The organism is Exiguobacterium sp. s161, assembly GCF_018619045.1.
In the GTDB taxonomy this organism is placed as follows: domain Bacteria; phylum Bacillota; class Bacilli; order Exiguobacteriales; family Exiguobacteriaceae; genus Exiguobacterium_A; species Exiguobacterium_A indicum.
Map to the genome: position 1 here is coordinate 931,595 of NZ_JACSNH010000001.1, position 24,543 is coordinate 956,137.

A 24,543-nucleotide genomic window follows, 5' to 3' on the forward strand; every position below is an offset into this window, starting at 1 on the left:
GGGAGGAAACATTGATGTTTCATGCAACGACGATTTTTGCGATTCAACATAACGGACAATCCGCGATGAGCGGAGACGGACAGGTGACTTTCGGAAACCAAGTCATCATGAAGAAAAGTGCGAAAAAAGTACGGCGCCTCTATGGTGGAAAAGTCATTGCCGGATTTGCTGGAAGTGTCGCGGACGCGTTTACACTCTTTGAAAAATTCGAAGCGAAGCTTGAAATGTATAACGGTAACTTACAACGGGCAGCAGTTGAGCTAGCGAAGGAATGGCGAGGCGATAAGATGCTACGTCAACTAGAAGCACTCTTACTCGTCATGGATGGAATACATCTCTTACTTGTATCCGGAAACGGGGAAGTCATCGAACCGGATGATGGCATTCTCGCAATCGGTTCAGGTGGCAATTATGCGCTTGCAGCAGGTCGCGCGTTAGCTCGACACGCAAGTCATCTCACGGCAGAGGAAATCGCCCGCGCAGCTCTTGAGACGGCTGGTGAACTCTGTGTCTTTACGAACGATCAAATCATCCTAGAAACGATCGGAGGCAATGACCATGCATGAATTGACGCCAAGACAAATCGTCGAGAAGTTGAATGAACATGTCATCGGACAAGCAGATGCTAAACGTGCGGTGGCGATTGCTTTACGAAATCGTTATCGTCGACAGTTACTCGATGCATCGATGCGGGACGAAGTCACACCGAAGAACATTCTGATGATCGGACCTACCGGTGTCGGAAAGACTGAAATTGCGCGACGCCTCGCGAAACTCGTCCGGGCGCCGTTCGTCAAGATTGAAGCAACGAAGTTCACGGAAGTAGGGTACGTCGGTCGTGATGTGGAGTCAATGGTGCGGGATCTCGTGGAAGCGTCTCTGCGTCTTGTCAAAGATGAGAAAAAAGAAGCGCTCAAGGATCGAGCGGAAGCAGTGGCGAACGAACGAATCGTTGATGCGTTGTCTGGTAAAAAAGCGTCATCTGGTCTCGGTGGTGGAACGAATCCGTTTGAGATGTTGTTCGGCGGGAACCAAAAGCAACAAGAGCCGGATACATCGGAAGCGACAGCCGACCGTTCACTACTTCGCCAGCAATTACTGACGGGGCAACTCGAGGATCGAATGATCGAAGTGGATGTCGAAGAACGTCAAGTGGATTTATTCTCTGGGCAACAAGGTATGGAGGGGCTTGCGAATCTTCAGGATATGCTCGGACAAGTCATGCCGAAGAAAACGAAGAAGCGTCAACTCACAGTCAAGGAAGCGCGTCCGATTTTAACAGCGGAAGAAGCGGAACGGTTGCTTGACTTGAACGAAGTCCATGACGAAGCGGTCCGTCGCGCAGAACAAATGGGGATCATCTTCGTCGATGAGATCGATAAGATTGCGACAAAAGGACATGATTCAGCAGGTGTTTCACGAGAGGGTGTTCAGCGGGACATCTTACCGATCGTTGAAGGATCAACGATCGTTACGAAATATGGTCCAGTCAAGACGGATCATATCTTGTTCATTGCTGCAGGTGCGTTCCATATGGCGAAACCATCTGATCTGATTCCTGAACTCCAAGGTCGTTTTCCGATCCGTGTCGAACTCGATAGTTTGACAGAAGATGACTTTGTTAAGATTTTAACTGAACCGAATCAAGCATTACTCAAACAATATAAAGCATTATTAGGGGCAGAGCATGTTCATGTCACCTTTACAGAAGAAGCCATTCGTGAAATCGCACGGATTGCTGCACAAGTGAACGATGAGACGGATAATATCGGAGCGCGGCGCTTGTATACGATCATGGAGCGCGTGCTCGAGGAATTATCTTTCGAAGCAGCAGACATGCCGGAAACGGATGTGACGATCACGCCACAATACGTGACGGATCGAGTTGGAAAAGTAGCAGATGATCGTGACTTAAGTCAGTTCATCTTATAAAGTGGAGGAAGAAAAAATGAATTTATTGGCGAAAACGCGGAAGCTGAATACGATGTTACAACAGGAAGCGAGCACACATGTTGATTTCAAGGTCATGGCTGACCGTCTCAGTGAAGTCATGGAATCAAACACATTCATCGTAAGTCGGCGCGGTAAGTTACTGGGTATCGCAATCAAGCAACAAATCGAAAATGACCGGGTCCGTGGTTTCTTAGAAGAACGTCAATTCCCGGAAGATTACACGAAAAAATTATTTAACGTCACGGAAACGACGGCAAACATTGCCATCGATAGCGAACATACGGCATTCCCGGTCGACAACCGTGACACGTTCGAAACGTCGAAGACGACGATCGTACCGATCATCGGTGGTGGAGAACGCCTTGGGACGCTTGTCCTCGGTCGTATGGTGGAAGACTTCAACGAAGAAGACCTCGTGCTGGCAGAGTATGGTGCGACAGTCGTCGGGATGGAGATCCTTCGTGAAAAGGCTCATGAGGCGGAAGATAAAGCACGGAAGAAAGCTGTCGTTCAGATGGCGATCAATTCACTGTCTTATTCGGAACTCGAAGCGATTGAGCATATCTTCGAAGAGCTTGAAGGAAATGAAGGGTTACTCGTCGCTTCAAAGATTGCGGATCGTGTCGGTATTACTCGTTCCGTCATCGTCAATGCGCTTCGTAAGCTCGAAAGTGCAGGAGTCATCGAGTCACGTTCGCTCGGGATGAAGGGAACATACATCAAAATCTTAAACGATAATTTCCTATATGAATTAGAACGAATTAAATCGAACTAAAAAGGGAATTGCTGCTTATAGAGAGAAGACCTAGTTAAGCACTAGGTCTTTTTTGTTTGACTAGGTATTATTTATCATTTTTATAAGAAAAGGGAATAAAAAACAGATTATTAACATCTCATTACCCTATTTTTCAAAAAACTTCTTTTCAAACATTGACCTATTTGTTTCAATTATTTCAGATATGTTACTAACGACTTACTTTTTGTCGTGAATTTAAATATAGTTTCCATGAGTGGAGGAAAGAAGATGAATTGGTTAGGGTCTGACTATAACGTAATGACACAAGCTGTCAATCGAACGGTTATGGCACAGGAAGTCATCGCTAAGAACATCTCGAATGTCGATACGCCTGGGTATAAGGCAAAGCGTGTCACGTTTGGAGATGTGCTCGATTCAGAGATGAAAATGAGTTTAAAGCGACATGCAACAATCGGAACTTCTGGTAGCATCGTCGATCGACCAAATACGATGCGTAACGATGGAAATGGTGTCGATATCGATCTTGAGATGTCTGAATTATCACGCAATCAAATTGAGTACGAGGCGTTGGTCGAACAGTTGAATCGCAAATTCTCTGGCATTCAGTCTGTTATCCGAGGAGGAAAGTAATCGATGAGTATGTTCAACGGATTTCATACGTCTGCATCCGGGTTAACTGCCCAGCGTTTGCGACTCGATACAGTCTCGGCAAACATCGCGAATGCTCAAACGACAAGAGGTGAGCTCGTCAATGGACAGTGGCAACCGTATGCGAGAAAACTCGCTGTGTTGAAAGAGACCGCCAATGGTGTCACGGTCAGTGAATTGAAGAAGGATCCTGAACCATTCAAATTAGAATATAATCCGACGCATCCAGATGCGGATGAACTCGGGTACGTCAAGATGCCTAATGTCGATATCTTAAAAGAAATGGTCGACATGATGGGCGCGACACGCTCTTACGAAGCGAACGTAACGGCTTTGAACGCGACAAAAGCGATGCTCGTCAAAGCGATGGAGATTGGTAAATAAGTAGAGGAGATGACGAGATGGCAATTCAACCTATTCAAAACATGCAGATGGTACTACCCACGCAGACGGTCGCTAAGACGACACCAAGTGATTTTAGTGAGGTGCTCAGCGAAGCGATGAACGGACTGAATGCAACGCAACACGCCTCATCTCAAGCTCGTGTCGATCTCGCGACAGGGAAGACGACGGATTTACATAACATCATGATTAAAACAGAAGAGGCATCGCTTTCTATGCAACTCGCCCTTGAAGTCCGAAACAAAGGCATCGAAGCATACCAAGAAATGATGCGTATGCAACTGTGACTGTTAAGGAAAGCGTGGGAGATGTTGAATGAACGAACGTTTAAAAGCTCGATTGGGAGCAATGAATACAACATGGAAAGAATGGTCACTTGCGAAAAAGGCGACGATTTTAGGAATCATCGTCGTCGTTTTAGCGGCGTTGATTGTTGCGATCATCTGGTTATCTAAACCAACAATGACGCCTCTTTATTCGAAGCTATCCCCTCAAGAGGCGGGGCAAGTGACGGAAAAGCTAAATGAAGATGGAATCGCATCGGAAGTCGTCACTGAAGCAAATGGCGTGACGATACTTGTTCCAGAAGCAAACGTTGAAAACTTAAAAGTCGAATTAGCGACGGCTGGTATACCAAAATCCGGTCAAATCGACTATTCCTTCTTCAGTGAAAACGCTGGATTCGGAACGACGGATAAAGAGATGAACATTCTCGAACGCGATACGATGCAGACGGAACTTGAAAACTTGATCACACAAGTTAATGGGATCGAGTCAGCAAAAGTCATGATCACGCTCCCGGAGAAGAGTGTTTTTCTATCTGATGAAAAGGAATCTTCAACGGTTTCTGTCGTCTTGACTTCTAGCGCGGGTAGTAATCTTAACAATCAAACGGTTCAAGGGTTGTATCATTTGATTGCAAAGAGTATTCCGAACCTTAAAGAAGAAAACATTACGATCATGGATCAGTATTTTACGTATTACGAGCCAGGATCTGCTACGCAAACAGCGGGCGGAACCGATCCGATGGCGCTGAAGAAAACGACGGAAAACGATTTACGCAAGCAGATTCAGCAGATGCTATCTGTCGTTCTCGGTCCACAAAAAGCACTCGTTTCAGTCACGGCAGATGTCGATGTCACGAAACGTCAGGAAGAACAAAAGCTTGTTGAGCCAGTAGATCCCGATAAAATCGAAGGGATCGTCACGTCTGCTGAAAAAGTAGCAGAAGCGTACACAGGCTCTGCAAATGCTGGTACAGCAGGTACGGGGCAAAATGAGACGACGAATTTCCCGGCGGGTACTGGAACGACGGGTGATACGAGTGAGAAAACACACGATATCATCAACTACGAAGTCAATCGAATCACAAAACAAATCACAGGAGCTCCTTACGAGATTCGTGATTTAGGAATTCAAATCATTGTCGAGCCACCAAAAGGTCAGAATCAGATCGATCCACAACTACAAACTGACTTACAGACGATGATGTACTCCATCATCCGGACATCATTAACGAAGACAGATGCGAAAGCAACGCTGACGGATGCAGAACTTGCCAATAAGGTCGTTGTCATGTCTCGACCATTCGCGGAAACGACGGCAGCGACGAAAACGACGACGGCAACACCGGTGTGGGTTTGGTTCGCCCTTGGTGGAGCGGCAATCCTCGTCATTGGAGCAGTCATCCTCCTCATGCGTCGACGGAGAGCGAATGAAATCGAAGAACTTGAGGAATGGACACCGATTGAGACGGAAATTCCGGAATTATCAACAGAAGATACGAGCGATGGTGCAGTCAAACGCAAACAGCTTGAAAAACTCGCTGAATCCAATCCGGATGAGTTTGCGAAATTATTACGTACTTGGTTAGCGGAGGATTGATGAGATGAAGAAGCTAGAAATGAACAGTCGAGAAAAGGCTGCGATTCTCATGATTTCGTTAGGTCCTGAAGTCGCTGCCAGTGTATATAAACATTTATCGGAAGAAGAGATGGAATGGTTGACCCTTCAAATCTCAAGTATGAAACGAGTCGATCCAGAAGATAAGTTAGTCGTTCTCGATGAGTTTCATGAACTAGCGATGGCGCAAAACTACATCACTCAAGGTGGAATTGGGTTTGCTAAATCGGTTCTAGAGAAGGCACTTGGTGAAGAAAAGGCGATGGAACTCATCTATCGCCTGACATCGACGTTACAAGTCCGACCGTTTGAGTTTGCACGAAAGGCAGACCCAAAACAGCTATTGAACTTCATTCAAAATGAACATCCGCAAACAATCGCGCTTGTTCTTGCCCATCTTGATCCTGCCAAATCAGGACAGATTCTCTCGGAGCTACCGGCAGAAGCACAATCTGATGTAGCACGGCGGATTGCGACGATGGACAGAATGAACCCGGAGATCATTAGCGAAGTAGAGCAAATTCTCGAACGGAATCTGTCACAAGCAGGTATGCAAGATTTTGCGCAGTCTGGCGGTATCGAGGCGGTCGTTCAAGTATTGAACGGGGTCGACCGGACAACGGAACGAACGATTCTCGATACGCTCGAGATTCAGGATCCGGAACTCGCAGAAGAGATCAAAAAACGGATGTTCGTCTTCGAAGATATCGTCACGCTCGATGCACGGGCGATTCAGCGCATCATTCGCGAAGTATCGAACGAAGATCTACTGTTGGCACTCAAAGTATCGTCAGACGACGTCAAGGATATGGTCTACCGCAACATGTCACAACGGATGGTCGAATCGTTCAAAGAGGATATGGAATTCATGGGTCCTGTTCGTCTCCGAGACGTCGAAGAAGCACAAAGTCGAATCGTCGGAATCATCCGCCGCTTAGAAGACATGGGTGAGATCGTCGTGGCTCGTGGTGGAGGAGATGATATTGTTGTCTAACGTCATCAAAAGACAAGCTGTGATTGAACGACAGGAACGAACACTCGTTCAAGTCCGAAATGCTCAGGAAGAATCGGCAATCGTTCCAGATACGTTCTATGAAGAGCGGATGGCAGAAGGTCAAGCTGAACTAGAACGTCTTCGCCAGGTGATGGTTCTAGAGTTTGAACAGCGTCAGCATGAGTTTGAACAAGAACGTCTTCAGGCATTAGAGGAAGCACGTAAGCGAGGATATGAAGAAGGACATCAGGCTGGATTTGAAACAGGACGTGCGGAAGGACAAGCAACGTTCGAAGAGCAAATCGCAACGACAAATACGTTTACTGCACGAATCGAAGAGCAAAATCAAGAGCGATTGATGCGATTGGAACATGAATTATGTGTGCTTGGACTCCAGGTGACGCATCAGTTTCTAGAGCAGTTACATGATGAAGAAGAAGAGGCATTATACCAATTATTACATCAGTTGATCATTCAGTTCCGAGATCGTGAAAAGATCATTATCTACGCTTCACCAGCGGATTTTGAACGGGTCGTTCTGCTTGAAGAGCAGCTCCAAGGTGTTCTAGGTGCTAATGCGACGATTCAATTACGATTTGATCCAGCGCTTAAAGCACGCGATTATCGGATCGACTCGGAGAATGGAGCAATCACAGGTGGTTTGACAAGTGGCTTTGAAGTCCTACAAACCAAAATCAAAGAGGTTTTACATCATGTTTAACGTAAATGCGATTCAAGCCGCAGTTCGAGAAATTCGTCCGGAAGAACTCGTTCAGCATTCCGGAAAGGTCGTACAAGTGATTGGATTGATGATTGAATCACGTGGACCAACGGCTGTCGCAATCGGCGAGCGTTGTTTGATCCAAATTCAACAACGGCAGACGATTGAAGCGGAAGTCGTCGGTTTTAGAGAAGGTCACGTCCTACTTATGCCGTATGGTGAAACGACATCGATTGCTCCAGGCTCGATTGTTCTTGCGACAGGAAAACCACTCCACGTCCCTGTAGGGGATGAACTGATCGGTAAGGTGCTCGATGGTCTAGGGAGACCACTGGATGGGGAGTCATTAGAAAATTTACGTACGACATCAATCGTTCGTAAACCACCTAGTCCGTTGGAGCGACCTCGTATCAGTGATGTTCTCTCGACGGGCATCCGTGCCATCGATGGGCTACTGACAGTCGGTCAAGGGCAACGCGTTGGTTTATTTGCAGGATCAGGAGTTGGGAAGTCGACACTACTCGGTATGATTGCAAAACGATCGACAGCAGACATCAACGTCATTGCCTTGATTGGTGAACGAGGACGCGAAGTCAAGGAATTCGTGGAGGCAGAACTCGGTGAAGAAGGAATGAAACGCTCCATCTTGGTCGTAGCGACAAGTGATCAACCGCCACTTGTTCGTCTAAAAGGCGCCTATACGGCAACAGCCATCGCTGAACATTTTCGGGATCAAGGTAAGAATGTGGTCTTGATGATGGACTCTGTCACACGTTTTGCGATGGCACAACGAGAAATTGGTCTTGCGACAGGTGAACCGCCTGCGTCAAAAGGGTATACACCAAGCGTTTTTGCTCTTCTTCCTCAGTTACTCGAACGTAGCGGAAAAACGCAAGATGGCTCGATTACGGCTTTTTATACTGTGCTCGTCGATGGAGACGACATGAATGAACCGATTGCTGACGCTGTACGAGGGATCTTAGATGGTCATTTCGTTCTTGATCGTAATCTTGCGAACAAAGGACAGTTTCCGGCGATTCATGTCTTACGATCTATCAGTCGTGTCATGAATCAAATCACGACTGCTGAACAAAAGACAGCTGCCGTCGCATTTCGACAGCTGTTATCGACGTATCTTGATTCGGAAGACTTAATCAATATCGGCGCCTACAAAAAAGGGACGAACCCAGAAATTGATCGTGCCGTTGATAAATATCCGGAGCTGATCCGTTTTTTAAAACAACAAATCCATGAAGACAGTGACTTCGAGAGAGCTTGTCAGCAACTCATGGCAACGATTCAGTAAGGAGGACGGAAGATGAAGACGATTTATGAACGAATCATTCCTTTGGCTGAAGCAGAGAAAGATCGCGTCGCAAAAGAATTGAGCCTTCATAAAAAACAATATGAGATCGAAGTCGAAAAACTATACCATCTGCTCGTCCGTTATGAATCCTTTCTGAAAGCGCAAGATGAGATTGGCATCGTCGAATTAACGTCTTCGCAATATCGAGAGCGGGCTCGAGATGTCGTGAAGCAAGAAATCGAACGGCAACAACTGTACGTGACACAATCGAAAAATCGCTATGAACGCGCACAGGAAGCACTCGAACGAGCGTTGATCGAGGAGAAGAAGTTTAGTCGTCTGCAAGAGAATCATACGGTTGAAACGAAACGAATCGAGGCATTGACGGAACAAAATCAATTAGATGAACTGGCATTGTTACAGTTTGGAAGAGGACGGATGATATGAGTGAAAATAAAACGTCAAAAGGATGGATCTTACCTTTATTGATCATCCCTTTGATTTTAATCTTGCTGACAGCTTATTTCGTATTAAATTATGCGAATGGACGTCCATTGCTATCCTTACCGTTCGCAACGGAAAAAACGACTACGAATCAAGCAAATCCGTCAGCAGAACTCGAACGTCGTCTGAAAGTAGCGAATCAAGAAATTAAGAAACTACGCAATCAAAGCAAGGAACAATCGGATACTTTAAAAGCTAAAGAACAGGAAGTCGAACGTTTGATTGTAGAACGGGATCGTTTAAAACAAACACCGACGCCCGCGACGACGGATCAAACGAAGACGACGAAGAAAAAAGCAGCATCTGTGACTGATGTCTATGCTGAAATGGCACCAAAGGATGCTGCGCTCATCTTAAACGAACTCAGTCCGACAGAAGTCGTACCGATCATCGAGGACATCGATGCGGAACAACAGGCGGCGATCATTGCCAAGATGGATGCTAAAAAAGCGGCGGCCTTAACACAGCTACTCGCGACGAAGTAAGGAGGGAAGCCAGATGAACATGACGGAAGTAATACAATCATCTTCCCTGAACTTGAATGCTGAAACAGGGAAAAAAGGAGAGATGACCACGGTTGGTGGTCAATTCGCTTCGTTACTGGATTATCTGACGAAGTTACCAACAACGTCACCGTCACCGGTCTCAGCTGATTTGACAGCACTCGAGACGAAAGTGGAGACACCACTATTACCGGATTGGATACAAGAACTCGTAGATCAACCGGACGAGCTTCTCTCTTTACTGAAACAACCGGAACTAGAGGCGTTAAAACAAGAACCTAAGAAAATGGAACAACTACTAGCGTTCGTCAAACAATTGCTTGAGGGAAATGTCGAGCAGGCGAAAAATCAGTTCGATCAATTGCCACCATTGCTTCAGCAAGTCGTCTTGCAGACAGTAACGAACGATACGATCAAAATGAAAGATCATCATACGAACAACTTAAAACAACCAATACTTACAAAGATGGAAGGAGACATTTCCGCGTTGCCTGTGAAACAGACGCTCCCGCAAACTGGTCCTATTGTCGAAACGCTCAAGTCGGACACTGTAGCTGTAGCTGAGCAGGCAAAAGGAAAGACACCGCTTCCGTTGGCATTCGCTTCACTCATGCGAAAAGCGACCATACCCGTTGATCCAGAAGGAAAAGCCGCGCCGACTCCAATGAGCATGCCGATTTACAAAGGTGCCCCGTTGCAAACGATTCGTCCAGTGCCGCTACCCGTACCAGAACAGATTCAACAACGGATTGAAGCTGCACTTCAACAGGCACCGTTCTTAAAAGGTGCTGACGGGTCAACACGATTGTCAATTCGTCTTTATCCAGAGCAGCTTGGAGAGGTCGTCGTTCAACTCGATCGTAAGGAGGGGGCATTGACCGTCAAACTGTTTGCGAGTACTGAGCAAGCGAAACAATCGATCGAGCAACAACTCGGAAAATTGCAGACAGCTTTACACCAGCAGACGCCAGTCGTGAAGATCGAGACGGGGATGATCGCATCTAGTGCACGGGAGTTTCAACAGTCCTTCACACGTGATCAGCAGGAGCATGAGTCACCTTATCAAGAGACACCTGTTCCAGTAGAGGAAGAAGAGGAGGAAGACGATGACTGATGCAATCAAGACAGATGGTAGTTCATACCAGCTTCCTGAAAAGTCACAAGTACCGACGAATAAAGCGATGGATAAAGATATGTTCATGAAGATTCTGATTGCCCAGCTCTCGAATCAAGACCCGACGGCACCGATGGAAGATAAGGATTTCATCGCTCAGATGGCGCAGTTTTCTTCACTGGAACAGATGCAAGCAATCGGGAAGACGATGGACACGATGGTCTTGAACCAACATGCGACGGCGTTATTATCCTACAGCAATCTGATTGGTAAGAACGTCAGTTATGAAGCGGAGTCGAAGACGACTGATGCTTCAGGAGCAGAGCAGACGACGACCGTCGAAGAGACAGCCAGTGTCGTCAGCGTAAAGCGAGATGGACTGGATGTCGTGGCAGAGCTATCGAACGGAAAACAAATCAGTGTGTATGAGTTGACGCAGATTCAATCGAAGGAGGAAAAATAATGTTACGTTCAATGTATTCAGGAATCAGTGGGCTCAAGAACTTTCAGACGAAACTTGATGTCGTCGGGAATAACATCGCCAACGTCAACACGTTTGGTTATAAAAAAGGACGGGTGACGTTTAAGGATCTCGTCAGTCAATCGGTCGGTTCATCATCAGGTGCTGGTGGTAATGTCGGTGGGACGAACCCGAAACAGGTCGGTCTCGGAGCATCGATGTCAACAGTTGATAACGTGTATAACCAAGGTGCGCTTCAAAATACGGGTCGCGTCCTCGATGTCGGGATTTCTGGGGAAGGATTCTTCCAAGTTGTCACGGCAGAAGGGATTCGTTATACACGCTCTGGTAACTTCTATACCGATCTTGAAGGAAACTTGGTTACCGGCGACGGAAACTATTTGATTGGTAGTGACTCTCAAGCAATCGCAGATGGCGAGACACCACCGGTACCGCTTCCGGAAGCAGGTGGCGCAGGATTCCAAAAACTAAAAGTACCGACGGATGCACGTAACCTATCGATCGGGAAAGACGGTCTTGTCACTTATGTGGATACGACAGGTGCATTACAAAACGTCGGATACATCACGATTGCGAACTTTGCTAACCCAGGTGGTCTAGAAAAATCAGGTGTCAACGTGTTCGCAGCGTCGCAAAACTCAGGTGAGCCAGTACTTGGAACACCAAGTTTGAATGGGATGGGGCAATTGACATCTGGAACGCTCGAAATGTCAAACGTCGATTTATCAGAAGAGTTCACGGAGATGATCATCGCTCAACGTGGTTTCCAAGCGAATACGCGAATCATTACGACGTCTGACCAAGTTCTTGAGGAATTGGTCAACCTGAAACGATGATTACGCTAACGACATTACGTAATGCACCACTCGTACTAAACGCTATTCTGATTGAATCTGTCCGTTCCACTCCGGATACGACGATTCAACTCGTTGGCGGACAGATTTATGTCGTGAAGGAATCAATAGAAGAGGTCAAGGCAATCGCAATCGCTTTTTATCAACAAATCGGATTAGCGGGCTTGAACAGTGTAAGGAGGCTCGAAGATGGCCGAGGAAAAGAAGAAGAGTAAACTAAAAATCCCTTTAATCATGATCATTGTCGCAGCACTGATGGTTGGGGCAGGTTATATGATCATGAATTACTTTTTAGCTAATGATACGACAGAAGCAAAAGTCGAACAGCCGACGGGTGAAGAACTTGATGCACGAAGTCTTCAGACAGACGACTTGACGACGAACATCGCAGACGAACGGTTCTTGAATGTCCAATTCACGATCGTTACAGACGATCAAGCAACGCGTGATGATTTAGAATTACGAAAGTTTCAAATCAATAACATCATCTTAGGTGATTTATCTGCGATGAAAAAGTCGGACTTAGACTCAAAAGCGGATATGGAGAAGCTCGAAGAACGATTACGGATGCAGTTCAAGAAGCTCATTCAAGAAGGTGATGTCCAGCGTGTCTATACGACGAAAAAAATCATCCAGTGAGGTGGCAGCATGAGCGAAGTATTATCCCAACATGAAATCGATGCCTTGCTATCAGCCATTTCAAGCGGAGATATGGAAGTCGAGGAAATCCGAAGCCAAGAGGAGCAGCGCCGTGTCAAAGTCTATGACTTTAAACGAGCGCTTCGCTTCTCAAAAGATCAATTACGGAATTTGACGCGTATCCATGAACAGTTCGCCCGAGTGCTGACGACGCATTTTTCTGCACAACTTCGGACGTACGTCCAGTTCACGGTCAATACAGTCGAGCAACTCCCATACGATGAATTCATTCATTCCATTCCGAATATGACATTGATCAATCTTGTGAACCTTCATCCGCTTGATGGTAAAGTCTTGTTCGAAGTCAATCCGAACATTGCTTATGCGATGCTCGATCGATTACTTGGAGGACCGGGTGAAGGGATGAACAAGATTGAAAATTTGACGGAAATCGAGACGCGTATTCTGACACAATTGTTTAAACGTGCCTTCGTCCAATATGGCGCCGCTTGGGAGTCGGTGACGGAAGTCGATGCGGAGTACGACGATTTAGAAATCAATCCGCAGTTTCTACAGCTCGTTTCTCCGAATGAGACGGTCATCCTCGTTTCGATTTACGTAACGGTTGGAGAAGTGAGCGGTACGTTGAATGTCTGTTTGCCGTTCGTGACCCTTGAATCCGTTCTTCCGAAATTATCAAGTCATTATTGGATGCAACAAGAAAAGCGAACGACAGCAGATAATCAAGAGTCTGAACACATGCAAACGCAGTTGATGAGTTCCGTCGTCGATTTAAAAGCAGTGCTCGGCCAAACAGAGCTATCGTTTGGTGAATTGTTACACCTCGAAGTAGGCGATTGTTTATCCCTGAAGACGCGAGCCTCGGATGCCGTCGATGTATTCGTCGATGACCGGAAGATGTTCAAAGCCCGACCGGGACTAAACGGGAAACACCTCGCTTTGCAAGTCTTACAACGAATTGAGGAGGAATAACATGAGCGATATGCTTTCGCAAGATGAAATCGATGCGTTGTTACGCGGAACGCCATCAAACGATGAACCGCAAGATTCGGACGCAGAGGAAATATTAGATGATATGGAAATCGATGCGCTAGGGGAAGTCGGAAACATCTCACTTGGGAATTCAGCAACGGCCTTATCGGCATTGTTGAATCAAAAAGTAGAAATCACGACACCACATGTTCGGATGATTTCGATGGAAGAATTACGAAGTCGTTATCCGATTCCGCACGTCGCGTTGCGTGTCGGCTATACAGAAGGATTTAAAGGAGAAAATGTCCTGATCCTGACACAGCGAGATGCTTCTGTCATCGCGAACCTGATGATGGGAGGCGATGGTGTCATTGATGAATCGCTGGAGATGGAGCCGATTGCTCTATCTGCTGTACAGGAAGCGATGAATCAGATGATGGGAGCTGCTGCGACATCGATGTCGACAGTGTTCTCCATGCGAATCGATATCTCACCACCTGCTGTTGAAATTTTTGATTTTTCACAAGATAAGAGCATTGTCGATAGCTTTTCTCTTTGGGAGAACATGGTCATCATCGAGTTTGATCTGAAGATTGGCACGATGATCGATTCAAAAATCGTTCAATTAGCACCACTGGATTTCTCAAAACAATTGATTCAAAAACTCTTTAGCGCGAGTACGACCCAACAAGCAGAACCTGCACCACAAGCAACGGCACAAGCGCAACCAGAACAACCACAACCACAAGCGCAACCGACACCGGCACCAGCGATGGAACAACGAACGGTCGTCCCACCACCTGAACCGAAAGCAACGCCAGTCGGTGTCAGTCCAGTTCAATTTAGTCAGTTAGGTGAGATGGAAGTAGAGGGCACGCCAGGAAATATCGGAATGTTATATGATGTTCCGTTGAACGTCACGGTTGAGTTAGGACGGACACGCCGCTCCGTTCGTGACATATTGGAATTAACACAAGGTTCTGTCATCGAGCTGGATAAACTGGCAGGGGAACCAGTTGACGTTCTTGTCAACAATACATTGATCGCAACGGGTGAAGTGGTCGTCATCGAAGAGAATTTCGGTGTACGCATTACGGAAATCGTAAATACAAAAGAACGTCTTCGGATGTTCTAAGGAGGAACTAATATGAGTGCAAAAGTATTAATCGTAGACGACGCCGCTTTCATGCGAATGATGATCAAGGAAATTCTATCGAAGAACGGCTATGATGTCGTCGGTGAAGCAGAAAACGGACGCGAAGCGGTCACGAAGTATAAGGAATTGACACCAGACCTCGTCACGCTAGACATTACGATGCCTGAGATGGACGGAATCTCTGCGCTTAAAGAAATCAAAGCATTCAATCCTGCCGCTAAAGTCATCATGTGTTCAGCGATGGGGCAACAGTCGATGGTCATCGACGCGATTCAAGCAGGTGCAAAAGATTTCATCGTCAAACCGTTCCAAGCGGATCGTGTGCTTGAAGCGGTCTCGAAAACTGTCTCGTCATGAAAAAAGTGACTTTGCTGATTTGTCTTCTGTTTCTGCTGACACTTCCTGTACAAGCTGAAACGGTCGAAGAAAAATTAAATCCAACCAAGAACGATGCACCGACGACTCAGCAAGTCGATGAGAGTCCTTCCATGGCATTGACCATCTTTAAAGGAGTCGTCGTTCTCGTCGTCTTGATCGGCGGATTCATCCTCGTGACACGTTTTATTCACGAGCGGACGCGAGGCGTCAGACATTCCGGACGATTGACCCATCTAGGTGGTGTACCACTTGGTAAGGATCGATCGGTTCAGTTAGTGAAAGTGCAGGATAAGATTTATGTCGTCGGTGTTGGTGAGAACGTACAACTCTTAGACACGCTGGACGATTTAGAGGGATACGAACCGACGGATCTTGAAGAGGCATCTTCGAAATCAGCACCTTCACCATTTCTTGAGACGTTCAAACAACAACTCGAGCAACTGCAGAAGAATCGAGGGCGCTCATGAATACGATTGAAAACCTGATCTCACTCGATACTCCGTCAGGAACAGCAACATCGATTAAACTGCTCGTATTACTGACGTTGTTATCACTGGCGCCCTCGTTACTAATCTTAATGACTTGTTTCACGCGTGTCGTCGTCGTGTTGTCGTTCGTCCGTTCGGCTCTCGGAACACAACAGACGCCGCCGAACCAGCTACTCGTCGGACTGGCCTTATTCATTACGCTTTTCGTCATGTCGCCCGTCATATCGGAATTAAACACGACGGCTTTAAAACCATACATGGCTGATAAAATTAGTCAAGATGAAGCGTTTGATAAAGCAGGAGATACGATGAAACGCTTCATGTCGAAGCACACGCGAACGAATGATTTAGAACTATTCTTAAAATACGGTAATTATGAAAAACCGGAAAAGATTGAAGATATTCCACTCGTCGCACTCGTTCCAGCATATGCGATTAGTGAATTGAAGACAGCCTTCCAAATCGGCTTCATGATCTTCATTCCTTTCCTTGTCATCGACATGGTCGTCTCGAGTGTTTTGATGTCGATGGGAATGATGATGTTACCGCCAGTCATGATTGCGTTACCGTTTAAATTGCTGTTATTTATTTTAGTCGATGGCTGGCACCTGATTGTTGAATCACTGCTCGTCAGTATGCGTTAGGGGGAGAAAAGATGACTCAAGAAATGATTATTCAGTTGGCGAGTTCTGCTGTCTGGACATTACTCAAAGTATCGGCCCCCTTGTTACTCGTCTCGCTCGTCGTCGGTCTGCTCGTCAGTATTTTGCAGGCGACGACGCAGATTCAGGAACAGACGTTATCGTTTGTTCCAAAGATCGTTGCCGTGTTTTTAGCACTCGTCTTCTTTGGACCTTGGATTATGCAGGAGTTACAGACCTTTACGATTGATCTATTCAAACAAATCGCTGAGGTTTCCCGAAAATGACATTACTTTCTTTCCTGAGTGTTTTTCTGCTCGTCTTTGGACGGATCGTCGGTTTTCTCGTTGCGGCGCCTTTGTTTTCATCAAGACAATTACCAGCGCAACATAAATTAGCACTTGCAGCGGGTCTTGCTTACTTTGCGAGTTACGCCGTGAAGACGGACGTTCGTGTAGAAGACTTCGATTTTTTCTTTCGGATGGGAACGGAAGTCTTAGTGGGTCTAGCTCTTGGCTTACTTGCCAGTTTTTTATTATACGCCCCACAAATTGCGGGTTCGATCATTGATTTACAGATGGGTCTTGCGATGGCTTCCGCTTATGATCCGATGTTTGGCGGACAGTCACCAATCGTCGGACGATTTTATTACATGCTGACGTTACTCGTCCTGCTCGCTTCTGATATGCATCTCATTTTACTGGACGGCATCTACACGAGTTTTCAAATCTTTCCGCCGGGCAGTCTGATTGCGGTATCAGGCGACGCAGGAATGAGTTTGGTCATCCGTGTCGTCGGACTTGCTATGTTGACTGCCTTACAAATGGCGATGCCACTTGTTGTTTCACTCTTTTTAGTGGATCTCGCACTTGGTTTCTTAGCGAAAACGGCACCCCAGTTCAACATTTTTGCGATTGGTTTTTCCGTCAAACTGTTAATGGGATACGCGATTCTGTTTTTATTAGCAGGAGCGACGATCACAGGAATCGGTCGATTCGTTCCATTGTTGCAAGATGTACTTGCAGACGCCATTCGATTACTAGGAGGTTAAGGACATGCATTCATATCGATTACGCCTTGATCTTCAGTACTTCGCTGGTGAGAAGACGGAAAAAGCGACACCTCGAAAGCGGGATGACTCGCGTAAAAAGGGACAGGTCGCAAAATCAGCAGATTTAACGAGCAGTTTTATGTTATTCGCGATGTTTCTTGTTCTCTATTTTTTCGGTCCATTTCTAGGACGGCGATTCGTACTCGTCCTACAAGATGGTCTCAGTGCAAGTCAAGTTCTGCAAGCCGTCGAAGAGGGACGAATTGAACAGATTTTAGTCGAGATGCTGATACAAATGGGGATTTTAGTCGCCCCCTTCTTTTTAACAGCGGTCGTCATCGGGATCCTTGGAAACTTCGTTCAGATTGGTGTGCTCTTAAGTGGTGAGGCGATTCAGCCGAAGCTGGACCGGATCAATCCGCTTCAAGGCGTCAAACGGATCGTTAGCGTTAAAGCACTCGTCGAGTTTTTGAAATCCGTTTTTAAATTGTTAGTCATCGGTGTCACGAGTGGCACTGTTCTGTGGAATAACAAGGTCGAGATTTCGAGGCTGACCTCGGAACCAATCGGCGATGCGTTAGCTATCATTGGTCATTTAACATTTTTGCTCGGTTTGTCGGTCAGTATCGCCTTGATCGCGTTAGCCATTCTGGACTTCGCATATCAAAAATTTGATTTTGAAAAGTCGATTCGAATGAGTAAACAGGATTTAAAGGATGAGCATAAGAATACGGAAGGTGACCCTCAAATCAAAGGAAAGATTAAACAACAACAACGGGAGATGGCGATGCGGCGGATGATGCAAGAAATACCGAATGCCGACGTCGTCATCACGAACCCGACCCATTATGCGGTAGCGATTCAATACGATGACGGAAAACATATGGCACCGATCGTCGTTGCAAAAGGCGTAGATGCTGTCGCGTTCCGGATTCGGGAGAAGGCGACAGCAGCTGATGTCCCGATTGTTGAAAATCGTCCGCTGGCGCGGGCGTTGTTCGCTCAAACAGAGATTGGTATGGCAGTGGATGAAACGTTCTATCAGGCGCTCGCTGAAACACTCGCCTTTGTCTATCAACTGAAACAAGCAAAATGAAAGGATGAAGCATCATGAGTATATCAACACGAGATTTAACGGTTCTGCTAGGCGTCATCATGATCGTCTTCATGCTCGTCATTCCACTGCCCGCTATCATGCTCGATTTTTTAATCATCATCAATATCTTAATTGCTTTGATGGTATTACTCGTTGCGATGAATGCCAAAGAGGCACTTGAGTTTTCTGTATTTCCGACGTTGTTATTGATCGTCACCTTGTTTCGTCTGGCACTTAACGTCTCGACGACACGGGCGATCCTATCAAACGGAAATGGTGGCGAAGTCATTGAAGCATTCGGTGACTTCGTCGTCGGCGGAAATGCGCTCGTCGGATTCGTCGTCTTCTTGATTCTCGTCTTGATCCAGTTCCTCGTCATCACGAAAGGTTCGGAACGAGTTTCGGAAGTGTCGGCACGTTTTACGCTTGATGCGATGCCCGGAAAACAGATGGCAATCGATGCCGACTTGAACTCCGGCATGATTGACGAAGTGCAAGCCCGGACCCGCCGCCAAAAAATTCAATCGGAAGCAGACTTTTATGGGGCGATGGACGGGGCCTCGAAGTTCGTTAAAGGAGATGCGATCGCTGGTATCATCATTGTCATCATTAACTTGATCTTTGGAATGATCATCGGTGTCGTTCAGCAAGGCTTACCGATGGCGGAGTCAGTCAAATTGTATACGTTGTTAACAGTTGGGGACGGTCTCGTCAGTCAGATTCCAGCACTGTTGATTTCGGTTGCGACCGGAATCATCGTCACGCGCTCGACATCCGACGGAAATCTTGGTGAAGATGTCATCGGTCAATTGACACGCACACCATTACTTGTCGGAATCGCAGCTGGAGCAATCTTCTTACTCGGGCTGTTTACTGCGATTCCCGATTACGTCACGATGCCGATTGCAGCGTTATTTGGCTTCTTCGCTTGGCGAATGAAGCAGACGACGAAGACGATGCAAGAAGAGGTCGCGGTTGAGGAAGCGCCGAGCGAAAACTTGCGTTCGAGTGAATCGGTCATTTCCTTACTGAATGTCGATACGATTGAATTTGAATTCGGTTACGGTTTGATTCCACTCGCTGATGAAGCGCAAGGTGGCGATTTACTCGATCGTGTCGTCATGATTCGTCGGCAGCTAGCACTCGAACTTGGATTCGTTCTACCGACCGTTCGGATTCGTGATCATCTGCAGTTATCACCGAACCAGTACCGAATCAAGATTCGCGGAAGTGAGATGGCAAGTGGTGAGCTATTACTGGATCATTATTTAGCGATGAGCCCGGGTGTCGATGATCCAGAAATTCGAGGTATTGAGACGGTTGAGCCAGCCTTCGGTATGCCGGCGCTCTGGATCGATGAACAGACACGCAGTCGAGCAGAGATGTCAGGCTATACGGTCGTTGATCCACCATCCGTCGTTGCGACACATTTAACGGAGCTATTGAAGAAACATGCAGCTGAGTTACTCGGTCGAGAAGAGACGAAACAGTTGGTTGATCATTTAAAGGAATCACATCCGATTTTGGTCGAGGAAGTAACACCACAACTGTTATCAATCGGGGAACTTCAAAAAGTATTCGTTCAATTATTAAAAGAAAAAGTCTCGATTCGAAATCTACCATTGATTTTTGAAACGCTCGCGGACTATGCAGCTGTGACGAAAGACAGCGAACTGCTTGCTGAATATGTCCGTCAATCCTTATCGCGTCAAATTACGGAACAAGTCATGCAAGGAGATGTCTTACATGTCGTGACGGTCTCGAGTGAGATGGAACTGGATATCCAGTCGGCCATCCAAAAGACGGAGTTCGGAAATTATTTGGCGCTTGATCCCGAAAAGGCGACACGTTTCATCGAGACGTTACAGGAGCGAGCAACGGAATTCGAACGGTACGGGGCGCATCCGATCATCCTGACTTCTCCAAGTATCCGGATGTTCGTCCGTCAATTGACAGAACGGTATTTTCCAGATATTCCGATTTTGTCTTATAACGAATTAATGCCGACGATTGAAGTTAAGAGTATTGGGGTGATTTAAGCGATGATAGTCAAAAAAGTCACGGCGGATTCCGTTAGCGAAGCCATGGAACGCATCAAACGCGAACTCGGTAACGATGCCATCATATTAAATACTCGCCATATCAAAGTGGGCGGATTCTTTGGCTTATTTGCGAAGAAAAAAGTGGAACTGGTTGCATCGGTGGATGAACATGTGTCGAACGAACCGATCGTCTCGAAGCAAACAACGAGTCGGAAGGACATTGTGGAAACCATCCAACCGATCCCTATGCGTCCAACGATCGTTACGATCGGCGAACGACCATTGCCAAAAGAATTGCGACATTATGCGCCGCTGTTGGCAGAACCAGCGTTACAACAGGTGTCTGAACGATTGCATGAGCGATTACTGACTGCGTACTATCAAACGCAGCAAACGGAATTAACCGATCTCTTGACGGAAGAAGTGAAGTCGGCATTGCGCGTGACGCCGTCGACTGCACGTTATGTCATGCTGACAGGACCGACTGGTGTCGGTAAGACAACGACCATCGCTAAACTCGCTGCACATCATACGCTCATTAAAAATCAACGAGTTGGTCTCATCACAACCGATACATACCGGATCTCAGCGATTGAACAACTGAAGACATATGCCGACATATTAGGTATTCCGATTCATGTTGCATACGACCTGGAAGATTTCGAACGAGCGAAGCAGGCGCTAGCTTCATGCGATATCGTACTTGTCGATACAGCGGGACGGAATTTCCTTGACGAAGCATATGTAGAGCAATTACGAAGTCGTCATGACTTTGAGGATACGGATGTATTCTTAGTTCTTAGTTTGACATCGAAATACCGAGATTTATTACGGATCCACGATCGTTTCAGTAAGATTCCCTTATCAGGGATCGTATTTTCGAAAGCAGATGAAACAAGTGAACTGTGGTCGATGTTTGGACTTATGACAGAGACGGAGTTACCAATCTATTGCGTGACAACGGGTCAAGAAGTGCCAGAAGACATCACGTTCGCTACGGCGGATGAGTTATCCCGAATGATCGTTGAGAGAGGGATGAGATGATGCGAGAAGATCAAGCACGTGTCTTACGATCAAAAGTGACCGTCAAGGAAACGAAGACGATTGCCATCGTGAGTGGAAAAGGTGGCGTCGGAAAAACGAATGTCGCGGTGAATCTTGGCGTGGCATTATCGTTACAAGAAAAACGAGTACTCTTGATTGATCTTGATATCGGGATGGCGAACATTGGTATTCTATTCGGTAAATCATCGAAGTCATCCTTGATGGAATGCGTCAAACGACGAGAATCACTCCAGCACGCAATCGTTGAACAGTCTCCATCCCTTCATTTCATTCATGGCGGGAGTGGATTTGCGGAACTGACGAATCTGACGAAGGAGGATGTCGTGTTCCTACTGCGGGAATTCCAATTTTTCTATGAGTATGATTTTGTGTTGCTCGATTTAGGAGCCGGCGCCAACCATCAGACGTTCGATTTTATCAGTAGTGCAGACGAAGCCTGGTTGATCGTCACGCCAGAGCCGACTTCAATCATGGACGGTTATGCGTTCGTCAAACTGGCACACCATCATGCGACGGATCTTCCGATTTCCGTCGTCGTCAATCGGGCGACGAATGGTGGAGAAGCACTTGAAACGTTTGATCGACTAGCGCTCGTCAGCCAACAATTTTTACAAAAACCACTGCGCTTTACCGGTTTTTTGCCGGAAGATCCGACAGTCGTCAAAGCAGTCAAGGCACAGATGCCATTTTACTTGATGGATCGAACGAGTGACGTCAGTTGGCGACTCGATCATATCACGACGTCTCTAACAGGTGTACAAGTCAAAGAACGGAAGTTTTTAGATCGATTGTTACATCGTCTGAAAAAACGAAAAGATCATGTCCGTTAAGATTAAAGGAGGGTATCAGTCATGGACTTAAATGAATATGTGGGGTTGTTCCTCGATGAGTCGATGGAGCATTTACAAGCTATTAACACAAGCTTATTGGTTTTTGAAGAACGATTAGACGATGAAGCGGTCATCGATCAAATTTTCCGTTCTGCCCATACGCTAAAAGGAATGGCAGGAACGATGGGATATGATGCGATCGCTGATTTGACGCATGAGATGGAGAGCGCCCTTGATTTAGTCAGATCAAAGAAACAATCTGCTACAGCTGAGTTGATCGATGTCCTATTCGTTGCTGCTGAGCAACTGGAAACGATGGTAGAAGACATCAGTCGTGGTGGAAAAGGGAAACTTGACGTTACGGAAACAGTGAGACGATTACAGCAGTTCATTCGTCCCGAACAAGAAGAGATCATTTCGGTTACGCCATCAACTGTACCATCAACATTCGAATGTGATGTCTATTCGGAAGCGGTCGTCAAACAATCGATTGCGTCCGGTTATCAAGCCTATATCGTCCAAGTCGAACTTTCAGCAGACGTCATCTTAAAAGCGGCACGTGTCTACATGGTCTTTGATCGTTTACAACAGCTCGGAGATGTCATTTTGTCGAATCCGACATCTGATGAACTGGAGCAAGAACATTTTGAGACGTCATTCTCTGTTTTATTCGTGACACAACAAGAGCAATCGGTCATTCAAGAGGCGGTTGCCTCGGTTTCTGAAGTCGCAACAGTAACGATGGACGTGTTCGAAGCAACACCAGAAGCAGAGGTGGCGACATCCACCCTTCCACAGGAAGTGCCGGTTGCGACATCAGTACCTGCACCAATAGCTTCACCGGATTCACCAGAACAGACAGATCTATCTGTGCCTGTCGCTTCGAAAACGATTCGTGTCAATCTCGAGCGGATTGATCGTTTGATGAATCTGTTCGAAGAGTTCATCATCGACCGCGGACGTTTGGAGCGTATTGCAGCAGAAGTCAGCTCACCGGAATTGACAGATACGGTCGAACGGATCAAACGGGGCACGAACGAATTGCAATCACTCGTTTTAACGTTACGAATGATGCCGATCGAACAAGTATTCAACCGCTTCCCACGAATGGTGCGTTCCGTTTCGAAGGATGTCGGAAAACATATCAAACTACACATTACGGGTGCTGAGACGGAACTTGATCGCACAGTCATCGATGAGATTGGTGATCCACTTGTCCACTTGATCCGTAATGCGATCGATCATGGAATTGAAAACAAAGCGGAACGGATTTTAGCGAATAAGCCGGTCGAAGGAAATCTTTCGCTTCGTGCCTACCATTCAGGAAACCGAGTCTTCATTGAGATTGAAGATGATGGAGCAGGTATCAATCACGAACGTGTCACACGGATTGCGATTGAAAAAGGATTGATCACAGAAGAAGAAGCGATGCAATTAACGATCGAAGAGGCTTCGATGCTGTTATTCGCACCTGGTTTCTCGACAGCAGAAGAAGTCACGGACTTGTCTGGTCGTGGTGTTGGTCTCGACGTCGTCAAATCGAAGATCGAATCATTGGGTGGAGAAGTGTTCGTTGAGACACGCCGCGGAGAAGGAACGATTTTCCGTATCAGTTTACCATTGACGCTCTCGATCATCTCAGCCATGCTCGTTGAGCTCGGACAAGAAACGTATGCAATTCCACTGACTGCCATCATCGAGACGACATCTTTACGTAAATCGGCGATCCTGCAAGCGCACCGGGAAAAAGTATTTGATTTCCGTGGACAATTGGTTCCACTTATTTCGCTGAATGAAGTTTACGGATTGCCACAACATGAGGCAGAAGCCTATTCGGTCGTCGTCGTCCGGAGTGGCGAAAAATTAGCAGGGTTGATCGTATCCGAATTGATCGGTCAACAGGAGATCGTCATGAAGCCACTCGGTAGTTATCTAGAAGGCATCCGTGCGATTTCTGGCGCGACGATTCTTGGAGACGGACAAGTCGCATTGATCATTGACAGCAATGCACTATTACGGAAGTGA

29 protein-coding genes are annotated in these 24,543 nt (G+C 46.5%); all 29 read left to right on the forward strand.

Annotation, left to right across the window (positions count from 1 at the left end; translation table 11 throughout):
• Positions 1–14 precede the first annotated feature (14 nt).
• The 29 genes from hslV to KNQ14_RS04660 all read left to right on the forward strand — a co-directional run bounded on the left by hslV (position 15) and on the right by KNQ14_RS04660 (position 24,543).
• The gene (gene hslV, locus KNQ14_RS04520; protein WP_214859796.1) at positions 15–566 is read left to right on the forward strand and encodes an ATP-dependent protease subunit HslV; all 552 of its coding nucleotides are present in this window, start codon (positions 15–17) and stop codon (positions 564–566) included.
• Positions 559–1,932 carry an ATP-dependent protease ATPase subunit HslU gene (gene hslU, locus KNQ14_RS04525; RefSeq protein WP_035406964.1) on the forward strand — a complete coding sequence of 458 codons (1,374 nt, stop codon included), beginning with the start codon at positions 559–561 and terminating at the stop codon, positions 1,930–1,932. Before hslV ends, hslU begins: the two co-directional genes overlap by 8 nt.
• A 16-nt stretch (positions 1,933–1,948) precedes the next feature.
• Positions 1,949–2,728, forward strand: coding sequence for a GTP-sensing pleiotropic transcriptional regulator CodY (codY, locus tag KNQ14_RS04530; RefSeq protein WP_023468725.1), 780 nt, complete (start codon positions 1,949–1,951; stop codon positions 2,726–2,728).
• Positions 2,729–2,977: 249 nt separating this feature from the next.
• Positions 2,978–3,340, forward strand: a complete 363-nt coding sequence (flgB, locus tag KNQ14_RS04535) for a flagellar basal body rod protein FlgB (RefSeq protein WP_029342079.1) — start codon at positions 2,978–2,980, stop codon at positions 3,338–3,340.
• A 3-nt stretch (positions 3,341–3,343) separates the two neighbouring features.
• A complete protein-coding gene (gene flgC / locus KNQ14_RS04540) occupies positions 3,344–3,742 on the forward strand; it encodes a flagellar basal body rod protein FlgC (RefSeq protein WP_029342078.1) in 399 nt (132 codons plus the stop codon).
• A 17-nt stretch (positions 3,743–3,759) separates the two neighbouring features.
• Positions 3,760–4,047 (forward strand): flagellar hook-basal body complex protein FliE, encoded by a 288-nt coding sequence (gene fliE / locus KNQ14_RS04545; protein ID WP_029342077.1) that lies wholly within the window; start codon positions 3,760–3,762, stop codon positions 4,045–4,047.
• Positions 4,048–4,108: 61 nt separating this feature from the next.
• Complete coding sequence (gene fliF, locus KNQ14_RS04550) at positions 4,109–5,644, forward strand: flagellar basal-body MS-ring/collar protein FliF (RefSeq protein WP_251138267.1); 1,536 nt, start codon at positions 4,109–4,111, stop codon at positions 5,642–5,644.
• A gap of 4 nt (positions 5,645–5,648) precedes the next feature.
• Positions 5,649–6,656 (forward strand): flagellar motor switch protein FliG, encoded by a 1,008-nt coding sequence (gene fliG / locus KNQ14_RS04555; protein WP_050677479.1) that lies wholly within the window; start codon positions 5,649–5,651, stop codon positions 6,654–6,656.
• Positions 6,640–7,377, forward strand: coding sequence for a FliH/SctL family protein (locus KNQ14_RS04560; protein WP_214859798.1), 738 nt, complete (start codon positions 6,640–6,642; stop codon positions 7,375–7,377). Before fliG ends, KNQ14_RS04560 begins: the two co-directional genes overlap by 17 nt.
• Positions 7,370–8,683: a flagellar protein export ATPase FliI gene (gene fliI / locus KNQ14_RS04565; protein WP_064299651.1), complete on the forward strand. Its 1,314-nt coding sequence runs from the start codon at positions 7,370–7,372 to the stop codon at positions 8,681–8,683. Before KNQ14_RS04560 ends, fliI begins: the two co-directional genes overlap by 8 nt.
• Positions 8,684–8,695: 12 nt before the next feature.
• Complete coding sequence (locus KNQ14_RS04570; RefSeq protein ID WP_029342072.1) at positions 8,696–9,130, forward strand: flagellar export protein FliJ; 435 nt, start codon at positions 8,696–8,698, stop codon at positions 9,128–9,130.
• Positions 9,127–9,672, forward strand: coding sequence for a MotE family protein (locus KNQ14_RS04575; protein ID WP_214727173.1), 546 nt, complete (start codon positions 9,127–9,129; stop codon positions 9,670–9,672). Before KNQ14_RS04570 ends, KNQ14_RS04575 begins: the two co-directional genes overlap by 4 nt.
• 13 nt (positions 9,673–9,685) lie before the next feature.
• Positions 9,686–10,804, forward strand: coding sequence for a flagellar hook-length control protein FliK (locus tag KNQ14_RS04580; protein ID WP_214859800.1), 1,119 nt, complete (start codon positions 9,686–9,688; stop codon positions 10,802–10,804).
• Complete coding sequence (locus KNQ14_RS04585; protein WP_214859802.1) at positions 10,797–11,267, forward strand: flagellar hook capping FlgD N-terminal domain-containing protein; 471 nt, start codon at positions 10,797–10,799, stop codon at positions 11,265–11,267. Before KNQ14_RS04580 ends, KNQ14_RS04585 begins: the two co-directional genes overlap by 8 nt.
• Positions 11,267–12,121 (forward strand): flagellar basal body rod protein FlgG, encoded by an 855-nt coding sequence (gene flgG / locus KNQ14_RS04590; RefSeq protein WP_029342068.1) that lies wholly within the window; start codon positions 11,267–11,269, stop codon positions 12,119–12,121. Before KNQ14_RS04585 ends, flgG begins: the two co-directional genes overlap by 1 nt.
• Positions 12,118–12,354 carry a flagellar FlbD family protein gene (locus KNQ14_RS04595; RefSeq protein WP_029342067.1) on the forward strand — a complete coding sequence of 79 codons (237 nt, stop codon included), beginning with the start codon at positions 12,118–12,120 and terminating at the stop codon, positions 12,352–12,354. The genes flgG and KNQ14_RS04595 overlap by 4 nt, the downstream gene beginning before the upstream one ends.
• The gene (locus tag KNQ14_RS04600) at positions 12,329–12,778 is read left to right on the forward strand and encodes a flagellar basal body-associated FliL family protein (RefSeq protein ID WP_029342066.1); all 450 of its coding nucleotides are present in this window, start codon (positions 12,329–12,331) and stop codon (positions 12,776–12,778) included. The genes KNQ14_RS04595 and KNQ14_RS04600 overlap by 26 nt, the downstream gene beginning before the upstream one ends.
• 9 nt (positions 12,779–12,787) lie before the next feature.
• On the forward strand, positions 12,788–13,771 hold the full coding sequence (gene fliM, locus KNQ14_RS04605) for a flagellar motor switch protein FliM (RefSeq protein WP_214859803.1): 984 nt from the start codon (positions 12,788–12,790) through the stop codon (positions 13,769–13,771).
• 1 nt (position 13,772) lies between these two features.
• On the forward strand, positions 13,773–14,906 hold the full coding sequence (gene fliY, locus KNQ14_RS04610) for a flagellar motor switch phosphatase FliY (RefSeq protein ID WP_149427590.1): 1,134 nt from the start codon (positions 13,773–13,775) through the stop codon (positions 14,904–14,906).
• A 12-nt stretch (positions 14,907–14,918) separates the two neighbouring features.
• Positions 14,919–15,284, forward strand: a complete 366-nt coding sequence (locus KNQ14_RS04615; RefSeq protein WP_029342063.1) for a response regulator — start codon at positions 14,919–14,921, stop codon at positions 15,282–15,284.
• A complete protein-coding gene (locus KNQ14_RS04620; protein WP_133207502.1) occupies positions 15,281–15,772 on the forward strand; it encodes a flagellar biosynthetic protein FliO in 492 nt (163 codons plus the stop codon). The genes KNQ14_RS04615 and KNQ14_RS04620 overlap by 4 nt, the downstream gene beginning before the upstream one ends.
• Positions 15,769–16,437, forward strand: a complete 669-nt coding sequence (gene fliP / locus KNQ14_RS04625; protein WP_029342061.1) for a flagellar type III secretion system pore protein FliP — start codon at positions 15,769–15,771, stop codon at positions 16,435–16,437. The genes KNQ14_RS04620 and fliP overlap by 4 nt, the downstream gene beginning before the upstream one ends.
• A gap of 11 nt (positions 16,438–16,448) precedes the next feature.
• Positions 16,449–16,721 carry a flagellar biosynthesis protein FliQ gene (fliQ, locus tag KNQ14_RS04630; protein ID WP_023468705.1) on the forward strand — a complete coding sequence of 91 codons (273 nt, stop codon included), beginning with the start codon at positions 16,449–16,451 and terminating at the stop codon, positions 16,719–16,721.
• A complete protein-coding gene (gene fliR, locus KNQ14_RS04635; protein WP_029342060.1) occupies positions 16,718–17,485 on the forward strand; it encodes a flagellar biosynthetic protein FliR in 768 nt (255 codons plus the stop codon). Before fliQ ends, fliR begins: the two co-directional genes overlap by 4 nt.
• Positions 17,486–17,489: 4 nt before the next feature.
• On the forward strand, positions 17,490–18,581 hold the full coding sequence (gene flhB / locus KNQ14_RS04640) for a flagellar biosynthesis protein FlhB (protein ID WP_029342059.1): 1,092 nt from the start codon (positions 17,490–17,492) through the stop codon (positions 18,579–18,581).
• Between the two features lie 14 nt (positions 18,582–18,595).
• Positions 18,596–20,620, forward strand: coding sequence for a flagellar biosynthesis protein FlhA (gene flhA / locus KNQ14_RS04645; protein ID WP_149427588.1), 2,025 nt, complete (start codon positions 18,596–18,598; stop codon positions 20,618–20,620).
• A gap of 3 nt (positions 20,621–20,623) precedes the next feature.
• On the forward strand, positions 20,624–21,667 hold the full coding sequence (locus tag KNQ14_RS04650) for a flagellar biosynthesis protein FlhF (RefSeq protein ID WP_214859804.1): 1,044 nt from the start codon (positions 20,624–20,626) through the stop codon (positions 21,665–21,667).
• Positions 21,664–22,518 (forward strand): MinD/ParA family protein, encoded by an 855-nt coding sequence (locus tag KNQ14_RS04655; RefSeq protein ID WP_050677468.1) that lies wholly within the window; start codon positions 21,664–21,666, stop codon positions 22,516–22,518. Before KNQ14_RS04650 ends, KNQ14_RS04655 begins: the two co-directional genes overlap by 4 nt.
• Before the next feature lie 21 nt (positions 22,519–22,539).
• Positions 22,540–24,543 (forward strand): chemotaxis protein CheA, encoded by a 2,004-nt coding sequence (locus KNQ14_RS04660; protein WP_214859805.1) that lies wholly within the window; start codon positions 22,540–22,542, stop codon positions 24,541–24,543.